This is a genomic window from Tropicibacter sp. Alg240-R139, assembly GCF_900537075.1.
Lineage (GTDB): Bacteria > Pseudomonadota > Alphaproteobacteria > Rhodobacterales > Rhodobacteraceae > Falsiruegeria.
In genome coordinates, this window is record NZ_UNRA01000003.1 from 127,321 (window position 1) to 138,995 (window position 11,675).

General features: G+C 58.8%; 11 protein-coding genes. 3 read left to right on the top strand and 8 right to left on the bottom strand.

The genetic code is table 11. The features are described from left to right. Positions 1–33: 33 nt before the first annotated feature. From G6R15_RS13595 to G6R15_RS13605, 3 genes are read right to left on the bottom strand one after another with little or no spacing between them, the layout of a single operon-like run. Complete coding sequence (locus G6R15_RS13595; RefSeq protein ID WP_164660493.1) at positions 34–1,152, bottom strand: hypothetical protein; 1,119 nt, start codon at positions 1,150–1,152, stop codon at positions 34–36. Continuing rightward, positions 1,145–1,366, bottom strand: coding sequence for a hypothetical protein (locus G6R15_RS13600; protein WP_164660495.1), 222 nt, complete (start codon positions 1,364–1,366; stop codon positions 1,145–1,147). The genes G6R15_RS13595 and G6R15_RS13600 overlap by 8 nt, the downstream gene beginning before the upstream one ends. A gap of 1 nt (position 1,367) precedes the next feature. Continuing rightward, the gene (locus G6R15_RS13605; RefSeq protein ID WP_164660497.1) at positions 1,368–2,447 is read right to left on the bottom strand and encodes a hypothetical protein; all 1,080 of its coding nucleotides are present in this window, start codon (positions 2,445–2,447) and stop codon (positions 1,368–1,370) included. A gap of 303 nt (positions 2,448–2,750) precedes the next feature. Here G6R15_RS13605 and G6R15_RS13610 point away from each other — a divergent pair, with 303 nt between their 5' ends. Continuing rightward, entirely contained in the window at positions 2,751–3,872 is a 1,122-nt protein-coding gene (locus G6R15_RS13610) for a serine/threonine protein kinase (RefSeq protein WP_164660501.1), read from the top strand. A 123-nt stretch (positions 3,873–3,995) separates the two neighbouring features. Here G6R15_RS13610 and G6R15_RS13615 read toward each other — a convergent pair whose 3' ends face one another. Further along, positions 3,996–5,213 (bottom strand): aminopeptidase P family protein, encoded by a 1,218-nt coding sequence (locus G6R15_RS13615; protein ID WP_164660503.1) that lies wholly within the window; start codon positions 5,211–5,213, stop codon positions 3,996–3,998. A gap of 270 nt (positions 5,214–5,483) precedes the next feature. On the opposite strand from G6R15_RS13615, the gene G6R15_RS13620 reads away from it, so the two are divergent. Next, on the top strand, positions 5,484–6,959 hold the full coding sequence (locus G6R15_RS13620) for an NAD-dependent succinate-semialdehyde dehydrogenase (protein ID WP_164660505.1): 1,476 nt from the start codon (positions 5,484–5,486) through the stop codon (positions 6,957–6,959). A gap of 15 nt (positions 6,960–6,974) precedes the next feature. Here the strand turns inward: G6R15_RS13620 and G6R15_RS13625 are convergent, their stop codons facing one another. Next, positions 6,975–7,307, bottom strand: coding sequence for a globin domain-containing protein (locus G6R15_RS13625; RefSeq protein ID WP_240336764.1), 333 nt, complete (start codon positions 7,305–7,307; stop codon positions 6,975–6,977). 551 nt (positions 7,308–7,858) lie between these two features. On the opposite strand from G6R15_RS13625, the gene G6R15_RS13630 reads away from it, so the two are divergent. Next, positions 7,859–9,106: an Hsp70 family protein gene (locus G6R15_RS13630; RefSeq protein ID WP_164660508.1), complete on the top strand. Its 1,248-nt coding sequence runs from the start codon at positions 7,859–7,861 to the stop codon at positions 9,104–9,106. Between the two features lie 252 nt (positions 9,107–9,358). Here the strand turns inward: G6R15_RS13630 and G6R15_RS13635 are convergent, their stop codons facing one another. The 3 genes from G6R15_RS13635 to G6R15_RS13645 all read right to left on the bottom strand — a co-directional run bounded on the left by G6R15_RS13635 (position 9,359) and on the right by G6R15_RS13645 (position 11,586). Next, positions 9,359–9,826: an Hsp20 family protein gene (locus G6R15_RS13635; RefSeq protein WP_164660510.1), complete on the bottom strand. Its 468-nt coding sequence runs from the start codon at positions 9,824–9,826 to the stop codon at positions 9,359–9,361. A 147-nt stretch (positions 9,827–9,973) separates the two neighbouring features. After that, entirely contained in the window at positions 9,974–10,732 is a 759-nt protein-coding gene (locus tag G6R15_RS13640) for a serine protease (RefSeq protein WP_240336765.1), read from the bottom strand. A 41-nt stretch (positions 10,733–10,773) separates the two neighbouring features. Then, the gene (locus G6R15_RS13645; protein WP_164660514.1) at positions 10,774–11,586 is read right to left on the bottom strand and encodes a serine protease; all 813 of its coding nucleotides are present in this window, start codon (positions 11,584–11,586) and stop codon (positions 10,774–10,776) included. Positions 11,587–11,675 lie beyond the last annotated feature (89 nt).

Sequence of the window (11,675 nt, forward strand, 5' to 3'; positions counted from 1 at the left end):
ACCCTGAAAAGGTCCGTAAGAGGAGGCAAAAAATCAGTACCGCAACACCTGCCCCGAGGTGCTGACGACAAACTTACGCACATCGCCAAATCCCGGCGGATCCTGTTCGGCCAGAACCTGAAACGGGCGTTGCGGCAGGATGATTGACCGTTGGGTGTGCGTCGCCCCGGTTTCCGCCCCGCGCCCCCCAAAGGGATCCAGCGCAAAGACCTCGCGCTCGACGGTCGAAAACCACCCCGCGCGTTCCTCGACCACATCCTCGCTCTCCAGCTCTTCGGTGGTCCAGGCCAGCGCCCAATCCTGCCCCTCGGACGCGCCCGCATCCTCCAGCACTTGGCGCAACGGTCCCGATTGTTCGGTATAGGCCGAGGAATACATCGGCCCCACGTGGAACCGTTTCAGCCGTTTGGGGTGCAGGTCATCGAAATCCTGATCGAACCCTTTGGCGATGGTCACCAGCTTCAGCCCACCCAACGCTTGCGCCATAAGATGCGCCTGCACCTCAGGCCAGCGGCGTTCGTCTTTGGGCAGAGCAATCTTGCCGCTGTCCTCGACTTCCATCAGGTAGATCACCGGCAGGTTGATCTGACTGTCATAGACCGCCCAATGCAGCATGAACCGACGCCGATCATCCGTATTCCCCATCCACAGGCTTTCGGGATCATTGCGAGCCCAGAACAGCTCACCCTTCATCAGCTCTTCGTAATAGAGCCGCTGGGACAGCGCGAATTGCAGCCGCGTGGGCACCTGCTGTTCGCCAATGATCTGGCGCACCATGTCGTGCTTCACCTGCGCCTCGGACGGCATGTTTTCCAAATGCCGCCGCGCCTGCTGTGCGTCGTTGGCCATGGTCATCAATTCAGCCGCCACCGGAAAGCCGCTGTCGCGCCGGTCCATGGCGAGGCTGCCAAAAAAACGTCCCGTATCGCGCCCGACCAGCAGGTATTTCATGCTCAGTGCGCGAAAGGTGTAGAGCAGCCCCGACAGATAGCGCGAGACGATCTTGACCTCTTCTTTCGAGATCGCCCCCTCGGCCTGCATATTCGCGGCCACGCGCAGCAAGTGAACGGTGATCACCTCGAACTTGCGGAAATACCGGCGCGAGGCAAAGGTGTCGGTCAGGCCGACGTGGTCACGGGCTGCGTCAGTCATGTTTCTCAAAACGCTGCTCAACGCGCCACTTTGCAAAGAAAAAACCAAATACCCCCAACACCAAAATAGCCGGGACCACAATTTCAATCATCTTGGGTCCGCCACGCGTGGTCAGGAACCAAACAGTGAAAATCATACCGGCAATTGGTGGTAGAACTTCCTTGAACCAGCATAACCAGACTTCACGGCGCTTCACCGCGTCCTTGAGGGTCATTTTACCCACCATACAAGTTCTTGTCGTGCTTCTCGACGATCGAGGCAAACCGGCGCGCGAACCGTTCATCGGCCTTTGCCTTCTTCTCCAACACATCGCGGGCAAAGACCATGTGGTCCTCATGCGCGTCCAGCATGTCGGCCATCTTCTGGTTGGTTGCGGTGCCGATGGCGGCCATGGCGGTCTGCGCTTCTTGGTCGGTCTGCACGCCGATCTCGTTGATCCGGTGCGCCACGTCCTGCTGCTGCGCCGTCTTCAACGATTTAGTCAGCGCATCATACAGCACCACACGCTGCTGCGTGTCAGTCTGCAGCTTGTTGATCAGCACCATCTGCGTCGCCGCCTGGTTCTGCAGTGAATCGACCCAGGATTTGCCCTTTTCGATGTAACGCTCCAACGTCTGACTTTTGGCAAGCTTCACCTGCTCGTCCTGCACCAGCGCGTTGTAAGTCTTGTTCAGATCGGCCAGCTCGGTTTCCAGCTTGGTCCGCGCGGCGGCGTCCTGTTCGACGCTGATCTTGTTTTCCAACGCGATGATCTTGGGGTCCATGCCCAAAATCTCGGCCCGCGCGCCTTCAAGCTCTTGTACCGTGAATTCGCGGTCATCCAGCGTCGAGGTCAGGTTGGTTTCCACCTTCTCCCGCTGTTCTTCCAACACGCCCAACTGCCCTTGCAGCAGCTGCACGATCACATCGGATTTTGCGATCAGGTCTTGCAGCTTGTCGTCAATATTGGCTGTGCGCATCCGCTCCTGCCGCATCGATTCCGATTTGGCGCTGGCAAAGATGCCGACAAAGCTCTCCCACCCAGTTTTCGACCTCATTTCGTCGAAATCCTTGGAAAAGGCCGATGTCACATCGTCCAGCCCCATGATCAATTCAGCGATGTTGGAATTCATCACCTCGGTGTGGGCATGTACGTCTTCCAACGTGGCATTTTCAATGTCGATGTCTGCCTCGGCTGTGCCGATCTTGTCGCGCGCGGATTCGATCCGGCTGGTCAACCCTTCGATCTGCGATTGGCTTTCATGCACGCGTCGCTGGGTTTCCTGGATCATCGTTTCAAATTCACTATTCGACATCCCGCTCTATCCCTTTTTGTTTGTATACCATTGTATATAGGGAATGTTACAATGATTTACATCCCCCGCGAGTCTAAGTTTGGGGAGAGTCTCGCAAAGCGGGATCGGAATTGAAAGGGGAATGGCGAGCTAAACCGTCTTCCCCGCGCCATTCACCAATGCTATATCGCGCTCAGGGCTCACAGGCGATGGCGTCGCCAGAGAGATTGGCTCTCGCCCCGCACCCACGCTCCTGCACGCCGGGACTTTCAATCGGGAGATTGAGGGCCCCGCCTGATGCCTCCCCCAAAGATGGAGGCACCGATGGCCTGGTCGCCTGAGAAAACTGAAGTCAAAAGCTGGAATGAATGGGACACCCTGCGCCATGTAATCGTGGGCCGTGCCGATGATTGCCACATCCCGCCCGAAGAGCCCGCGCTGGACGCCAAAGTGCCCGAAGACAGCGACATGCGCGGCCAATGGGGCCGTCGCCCGCAGGAAACCATTGATCGTGCCAACGAGCTGCTGGACACCTTCGCCAATCAGCTAAAGGGTCGCGGCATTCGCGTAGACCGTCCCGAGTCTATCGACCACTCGCTGCCCGTAACCACCCCCGATTTCCACACCGACAGCCAGTTCGGCTGCATGCCGCCGCGCGATGTGCTGTTGACCGTGGGGCACGAAATGCTGGAAGCGACGATGTCATATCGTTGCCGCTGGTTCGAATATCTGAACTACCGCCCACTGCTGAAACAGTATTGGGAAGAAGACCCCAACTTCCGCCACGAAGCCGCACCCAAACCGCGCCTGACAGATGCGGACTATCACCCCGACTATCTGAGCGAGAAAATCGGCGACGCCAAACGTCTGGAATGGGCGGCTGACAAGTTCTTTGTCACCACCGAAGAAGAGCCGTTGTTCGACGCCGCTGACGTGCTGCGGTTCGGAAAGGATCTGGTGGTCCAGCACGGGTTCACCACCAACCTCAAAGGCATCGAATGGCTGCGTCGTCACTTCCCCGACCACCGCGTACACACCGTGAACTTCCCCGGCGACCCTTACCCGATCCACATCGACGCGACATTCACGCCGCTGCGCCCGGGTCTGATCGTCAACAACCCACAACGTCGCCTGCCCGAAGATCAGCGCGAGATGTTCCGCAAGAACGGGTGGGAAATCGTGGACGCAGCGCAACCGGCCCACAACAGCCCACCGCCGCTGTGTTATTCCTCGACCTGGCTGTCGATGAACGTGCTGGTGCTAGACCCAAAAACCGTCTGCGTTGAAAAGTCCGAGGTTTATCAGGCCGAGCAGATGGACAAGCTGGGGATGGAAGTGGTCGAGGTCGAGCTGCGCGATGCGTATGCGTTCGGCGGCGGCCTGCACTGCTGCACGGCGGACGTCTATCGGGACGGCGAGTGCGAGGATTACTTCCCCAACCAATAAACAAATATCAAGAAAGCCGCACCCTTCGATGCGGCTTTCTCTTTCAAACCATCTGCAACAGGCGGAACCCAGAAAATTCAAATTTTCTGGGCGCAAAGTTTTTGAAAAACTTTGCGCCCAGAATCACCCGACGACGTTGAACTCGGGCCCATAGGGATAGCCGGTGATGTTGTCGTTGCCATCCTCGGTGATCACCAGAATGTCGTGCTCGCGGTAGCCACCCGCACCCGGTTCGCCATCCGCGATGGTCAACATCGGCTCCATCGAGATGACCATGCCCGGCTCCAGCACCGTGTCGATGTCCTCGCGCAGCTCCAGCCCCGCCTCGCGACCATAGAAATGCGACAGCACACCGAAGGAATGGCCATAGCCGAACGTGCGGTATTGCAGCAGGTCACGCTGTTGGAAGAACTCGTTGATCTTATGTGTGACGTCCGCACAGCTGACACCGGGTTTCAGCAGCGACATACCGTATTCATGGGCGGCCACGTTTGCTTCCCAGATCCTGAGCGAGGCCGGATCAACCTCTTGAACAAACATCGTGCGTTCCAGCGCGGTGTAATAGGCGCTGATCATTGGGAAGGTGTTCAGCGACAGAATATCACCCCGCTCCAGCACGCGGCCCGTCACCGGGTTATGCGCGCCATCGGTGTTGATCCCTGACTGAAACCAGACCCAGCTGTCGCGGTATTCCGCGCCCGGGAACCGCTTGGCGATCTCCAGCTCCATCGCGTCGCGGCCCGCCATGGCCACGTCGATCTCGCGCACGCCCACCTTGACTGCATCGCGGATCGCATAGCCGCCCACGTCGGCCACATTGGCCCCATGCCGGATTAGGGCAATCTCGGCCGGGGATTTGTGCATCCGCTGGCGCATGGTGGTCTCGAACAGATCAACCATGATGATGGGCTTCAGAAAGTCCTCCATCTTGTCACGTTGCATCAGCGTCAGGTGATCGCCCTCGTAGCCGATGACCTGGCTTTCCCCCGTCACCGACAGAATCGCCCGCCAATAATTGTCGCGCTGCCAGTCGGTATAGGTGATGTTGTCACCATAACTGCGGCGCCATGGCTGACCGGCGTCGATCCCCGCGCTGATGGTGACGCATTCGGTCTCGGTCACGACCAGGGCGTAAGGCCGCCCAAAGGCACAGTACAAAAACCCGGAATAATACGCGATATTGTGCATCGACGTGAACACTGCGGCAGAGGCGCCAGCGGCCTCCATCCGTTCACGAAGCTCGGTAATGCGGGCCTCGTATTCACTATCGGCAAACGGCAGCGTGGCCTTTACGCCGTTGTGATAACGGTAGAAATCAGGGCGCGGTGTAGTGATGGTCATGGGTTGACCCTCCTTTTCAGAAAGGTCCTGGCGTTCAGGACAGAACATGGGCGCATGCCATCAGCATGAGGCGACGCCATCGCCAGGGCCCGTGCGCACATTGACCTTATCCCCCCGTTCGTGCAACCCCTTTCGTGACACGATCTGACAAGGGCTTTAGTGACGTTCACTTTACTCTGGACTGCTCATCCTTTTTGGCTTGGCACTAGACAAACCCAACCGCAGATGCACTGTGTGTACGCAAATGACTTTTGAGCCGGAGACCAACCCATGCTGGACGCAACAACTGATCTGAAATCGCTACTCAAGGACCCTGAGCTGCTTGCAACCAAAGCCTATATCGGTGGTCAGTGGGTTGATGGTGACAACGGCACATTCCCCGTGACCAACCCCGCCCGTGGCGACGTTATTGCCGAGGTCGCGGACCTCAGCCGCGCCCAGGTGGCCGGTGCCATCGCCCAAGCCGAGACCGCCCAGAAAGAATGGGCTGCGATGACCGGCAAGGAACGCGCCGTGATCATGCGTCGCTGGTTCGACCTGATGGTGGCAAACGCACAGGATCTGGGCACCATCCTGACCGCTGAGCAGGGCAAACCTCTGGCCGAGGCCGTGGGCGAGATCGGCTATGGCGCGTCCTTCATCGAATTCTTCGGCGAAGAAGCCAAACGCATCTATGGTGAGACCATTCCAGGCCACCAACGTGACAAACGCATCACCGTTCTGAAACAACCCATCGGCGTTGCCGCTTCGATCACACCGTGGAACTTCCCCAACGCAATGATCACACGCAAGGCCGCGCCTGCACTGGCCGCTGGCTGTTCTTTCGTCGCGCGCCCCGCCAAAGAAACACCGCTGTCGGCCATTGTCATGGGCGTTCTGGCCGAACGTGCCGGCATCCCCGCAGGCGTATTCAACGTCGTGCCCTCGTCGTCGTCCTCGGAAATCGGCAAAGAGTTCTGCGAAAACCCCGGCATCCGCAAGCTGACCTTCACCGGCTCGACCGAAGTGGGCCGCATCCTGATGAAACAGGCCGCGGATCAAGTCATGAAATGCTCGATGGAACTGGGCGGCAACGCACCTTTCATTGTATTCGACGACGCCGATCTGGACGCCGCCGTCGAAGGCGCGATGATGTGCAAGTTCCGCAACAACGGCCAGACCTGCGTCTGCGCCAATCGCATCTATGTACAGGCCGGCGTTTACGACGAGTTCTCAGCCAAGCTGAAAGCAGCTGTCGAAGCTCTGCAGATCGGCGACGGTCTGACTGAGGGCACCACCACTGGCCCGCTGATCAACGCCGAGGCTATCGATAAGGTCCAGGAACACATCGAAGACGTTGTCTCCAACGGTGGCGCGGTCCTGACTGGTGGCGCAGCGCATGATCTGGGCGGCACCTTCTTCAAGCCGACCATCGTGACCGGCGTCACGCAGGACATGAAAGTCGCTCAGGAAGAGACATTCGGCCCCCTCGCCCCGCTCTTCAGGTTCGACAACGAAGATGACGTCATCGCCATGGCCAACGACACAATCTTTGGCCTGGCGTCCTACTTCTACGCCAAGGACCTCAGCCGCGTTTACAAGGTCGCCGAGGCGCTGGAATATGGCATCGTTGGCGTAAACACCGGCATAATCTCGACCGAGGTTGCGCCCTTTGGTGGCATCAAACAGTCCGGCCTCGGCCGCGAAGGCAGCCACCACGGCATCGAGGACTATCTGGAGATGAAATACATCTGCATGTCGGTCTAAACTGCATCTGCGGCCTTAACGCGTGACCATCGTTGATGTCAGTTTGACAATGGCGCGGGTCCAGGCTGATTCTTCTTCAGGGGTCAGTTTCCCCTCCATCACATCGTGCAACGCGGCCTCAAGAGAGTGGGCCGCGTTCGTCATTTGTACCTCGCTTAATGCGAACCGTGCATGGCTTTGCACCAACATCTGCGCCAACTGCGAAAACGACTCGTAGTTTGACAGGCTGCGCACGGTCGAGGCCAGCATGGTTGCAAACATTTCTTTCTGCTTCACGAAGTCGCCACGAAACAACGATTCAACCTCGGGCATTCGGGTAAACAGATGCGCATAAAATCTGTCCGCCAATTCTGCTTTTCGGGCAAAAACGCGGGCGAAACTGGATTGAACCAGAGCGATATCGGAGCTGTCCAATGAACTGGGCCTTCTACGGGGCAGGGCCGCAGTATCTTCGCAATCGATTAACGTTTGGTTTCCACCGGCCGGACTCATTCTTACAAAACTGAGTCAAAATTATCGCACTGCCGTCAACTTGCACAGCCGTCCCACATCCATCCGTTACATCAACAACGCAATTCTCCTACAATTGCGCGCCGGAGCAATGGCAATGGTCCCGCAGACAGACGGCGCGTTGAATTACGCAAACGTAAAGCTCTCTGACATCACCGCTGTAGGTGAAGCCGTGATAATTCTTCAGAAAAACAATCACGTCGTCGTGGTCGACAAGGACGGCGTCGACAATGCCTCGGGCAGAACGAGTTCATTTCCAACTGGACAGTCTCGACCGGCAGCTGATCTTACAGCACTGATAAAGGGCGTTGGGCGGTCTCCGCTTGACGCCCTTAGTGCCCCCCCCTAAACAGCCCGCTTTCCAGATTGACGGATAATGGGGTTCGGACATGGCGCAACATCGTCCCGTATTGGGTATCGATTTCGGAACCTCCAACTCGGCTGCAGGCATTCTGCTGGATGGCGAGCCGCATCTGATCGAGATTGAGCCGGGGCAGAAAACCCTGCCAACCACGTTCTTCTTCGACTTTGACACGAGGAAAACCCTGATCGGTTCCCCCGCTAACACCGCCCTGATCGACGGGCTTGATGGGCGGTTCATGCGTGCCCTCAAACGGGTGCTGGGCACCACCCTGATGCACGAGAAACGCCAGATCCTGAACGAACGCGTAACCTTTGTCGACATCATCGCCCGCTTCCTGTCCCGCATCAAAACACGGGCCGAGGCACAGACGGGTCTGACTTTCGACACCGCCCTCTCTGGCCGCCCCGTCAACTTTCATGGGCCAAATGACCCGCGCGAGGGACAGGCCGAGGATGATCTGCGGCAATGCTATCTGGCGGCCGGGTTCAAACACGTGAACTTCATGGCTGAGCCCGAAGCCGCCGCCATCGCCAGTGGTGCCACGGGCGGGCGCGGTCTGATTGTGGACATCGGCGGCGGTACATCGGACTTTTCACTGTTTGACACGGGCGCAGACGGGCAGGTGAACATCCTCGCCAACCACGGCATCCGCATCGGCGGGACAGATTTCGATCGCGCCATCAACGTCGATACGGTCATGCCGCTGCTGGGCAAGGGCACACAGCTGCGCAAAGATATCAGCGCGGGCCTGCTGACGGCCCCCAACGCCATCTTCAACGACCTGGCAACATGGGAAAAGATCCCGTTTCTCTACACCGCTCAAACCCGCCGCATGGCGTCTGACATGCTGACGCTCGCCGAAGAACCCGCTAAGCTGCAACGTCTTGTAACGGTGCTCGAAGACGAGCTGGGCCACGATCTGGCCTTTGCCGTGGAACGCGGCAAGATTGCCGCCAACGCCCCCGACACCGCACAGGCCCGGATCGTCCTCGACATGATCGACCGCGGCCTCGATGCCCCGCTGGATGCTCTCGACATCGCACGCAGCCTGTCCGAGTTTTCCACCGCCCTGTATCAAGGGGCCCAAGATACACTGCGCATGGCCAACTGCGCGCCCTACGACGTGCACAATGTGGTCTACGTCGGCGGCTCCAGCCTTATGTCGCTGGTGCCCCAGGCGATGCAAGCGCTATTCCCCGACGCCAAACACAGCTTTTCCGAAGTCTTCACCGCCGTCGCAGACGGCCTTGCCATCGCCGCCAACCGTCCCTGAGGATTTTTCAGACAACAGCGGCTGGACGCACCAGCGCCGAGCCGAAGGCGAGGCGCCCGGCCCAACCCTGACGGGTCTTTCGTCAGAAAGGCACCAAAGGGGCGGGAGCGCCCCCGAAATCAAAGGCCCAACACACCTAACCCCGCACCAGTCTGGCACGGGGTCGGCACGATAACCGAGGGAGGGAAAGATTATCGTCTTGGCCCCCTCGCGCCCGAATTCCGCAATGGACGCGAGAGGTGGGAGGTTTCGTCAGTTGACGGGTTTGGCGTCAACAAGGTCCTGTTCAACCGATACACCGGATGCAATCTCGATCCGGCGCGGCTTCAACGCTTCGGGCACTTCGCGCTGCAACTCGATGTGCAGCATCCCGTCTGTGTGGCTGGCCCCGGTCACGCGCACATGGTCTGCCAGGGTGAACCGGCGCTCAAACGCGCGGGTGGCAATGCCACGGTGCAGATAGGTGCGCTCGGTCTCGTTTGCGGCCTTCTTGGCCGACACAACCAGCGAATTCTCTTTCATCTCGACCGACAGGTCGGCGTCTGAAAACCCGGCGACGGCAATCGAAATACGATAGGCATCAACGGCGGTTTTCTCGATATTATAGGGCGGATAGCTGGGCTGAGCCAGGTCGTTGGTCAAAGTCCGGTCCATCAGGTCCGCGATCTGGTCAAAGCCGATGCTGGCACGGTGCAGCGGTGCAAAATCAAAACTACGCATAGGGTATCATCCTCATCTTTTGAGCGATTTACGTCTGTTGCCCTCCGTTCGGACGGGCGTTTTGTCTTGCCGAACCCCTGTATCAGGCGGCCCGGTAAGTTTGAGATGGGAGTGGTGATTTCGGGTTTCAAGCCCCCTTCGACCAACTTAAGGACGAACGAACTTGGCCCCTGTCGAATTGCGGCGCGTGCCAACCTGCAGCCGCCGCACCGTCGCCTTGGGGGCGCTTGCTTCAACCCGCAACCTCTGCTTCAAAAAAGAAACGATTTCAGGCAGCTCCATGCCCCACGCCACCTTGCGCCCCTCGGCCTGTGTCATCCCCGACACCACCGACAAAATCCGCCCCCGATTGCCGACTTGCGCAAACACCGCCGACCCGGACGAACCAAAAGTGACATTACAATCAAACGCCAGCAACCCCTCGGCGCGATGCAACACCTGACACGAACGCTGACGCGAAATCGCCTCGGCGCGCCCCCGACCATAGGACGAGACACTGACCTCGACCCCGGTCAAATCCCCAGAATGCAAGATGAACGGATCAGCCTGCGCAACCGTGATCGGCTCGGCCAGTCGCATCAACGCCACATCGACGCGCACCCGATCCGCCGAGGGCGGCTGGTTGGCCACAAAATCAGGATGGGTCGCGATCTGGCGGACCTGCCGCTCGGCTATGGACTGACCATCTCGAAACCCCGCACGAAAGACAATCTGATCCACCGGATAATGCGCCCCAGTCGATCGATCAAAGGCACAATGGGCCGCCGTCAACACAAGATCAGGCGCAATCAGGGTTCCAGTACAAAACCCCTTTCCCGCCAAATCCAGACGCCCCACGGCCTCCCAACCCAGAACATCTTCACGATCTGTAAGCCGCACCAAGCCCGAGCTCTGTGCCTGAGCCATTCCGCTCAGTGCCACCCCTAGGATCAGTGCGATCAAACCCCTCATGGTTTCACAAATTTCGCACCCATCTCGCGGCGCACTTGTCCGACTTGAATCCGGTTGGTCGACGGTGATGGAGATTGATCAAACCCCTGACCGGATGCCAGTTGCGCCCTCAGGAGCACCAACGATTCTTCCAAAGCGGTCCCAAGCGCCACGCGATCCCCTTGCACCTCGGCCTTGGCTGAAACAACCGACACGATACGGGGTTCAGAACCAGAGAACGAGAATATCGGCGCGCCCGACGATCCAAAATCCACATCACATGACATCACCAGAATGCCCTGCTGCTGCGCCATGACCGAGCAGACCTCTTGCAACGAGGGTGCCTCGGACCGGCTTTGCGCATAGGACACAACGCCAACATCTTCGCCCCGCGTCGGGCGCTTGCCGGTCTGAAACGGAACGACGGTGGTGTTGCGGATCGGGCGTTGCAGTTCAAGCAGGGCGACGTCATTTCGCACCCGCTCGGTCGATACCGCGCCGTCATAGACATAATCAGGATGCACCACGGCGCGACGGACAAACCGATAGGCCGACGCACGGCCATTGCGCCACCCTGCCAGAAACTCGATCTGTTCGGCGTCAATGCGCTCTTTGGTGGATTTGTTGAACAGGCAATGTGCCGCTGTCAGCACTAGATCCGGCGCAATCAATGCGCCCGTGCAGAACCCGGTGCCGTTGATGTCCAGACGGCCAACCGCTTCCCAATCTCGTCCCGAATGGGTGGTGTCCAACCGTTGCAGGTGCGCATCCTCGGCCGCTGCCGCAAAGGGCATCATCGCCAAAACTAGGGTTTTCAAAAGGGTGCGCATACGTGTCTCTGCATCATCTGAGTTGTCTCAAATTGGTAGGAGCGCGGTGGGGCGAAATTAGGGCGCGCGTGCGGCAACTTGGGATCGGT

Bases quoted from the DNA above. Each gene is read 5' to 3' on its own strand.
- G6R15_RS13600 (WP_164660495.1), bottom strand. From the start codon at position 1,366: ATGACCCTCAAGGACGCGGTGAAGCGCCGTGAAGTCTGGTTATGCTGG.
- G6R15_RS13645 (WP_164660514.1), bottom strand. From the start codon at position 11,586: ATGCGCACCCTTTTGAAAACCCTAGTTTTGGCGATGATGCCCTTTGCG.
- G6R15_RS13595 (WP_164660493.1), bottom strand. From the start codon at position 1,152: ATGACTGACGCAGCCCGTGACCACGTCGGCCTGACCGACACCTTTGCC.
- G6R15_RS13615 (WP_164660503.1), bottom strand. From the start codon at position 5,213: ATGACCATCACTACACCGCGCCCTGATTTCTACCGTTATCACAACGGC.
- G6R15_RS13640 (WP_240336765.1), bottom strand. From the start codon at position 10,732: ATGGCTCAGGCACAGAGCTCGGGCTTGGTGCGGCTTACAGATCGTGAA.
- G6R15_RS13610 (WP_164660501.1), top strand. From the start codon at position 2,751: ATGGCCTGGTCGCCTGAGAAAACTGAAGTCAAAAGCTGGAATGAATGG.
- G6R15_RS13605 (WP_164660497.1), bottom strand. From the start codon at position 2,447: ATGTCGAATAGTGAATTTGAAACGATGATCCAGGAAACCCAGCGACGC.
- G6R15_RS13630 (WP_164660508.1), top strand. From the start codon at position 7,859: ATGGCGCAACATCGTCCCGTATTGGGTATCGATTTCGGAACCTCCAAC.
- G6R15_RS13620 (WP_164660505.1), top strand. From the start codon at position 5,484: ATGCTGGACGCAACAACTGATCTGAAATCGCTACTCAAGGACCCTGAG.
- G6R15_RS13635 (WP_164660510.1), bottom strand. From the start codon at position 9,826: ATGCGTAGTTTTGATTTTGCACCGCTGCACCGTGCCAGCATCGGCTTT.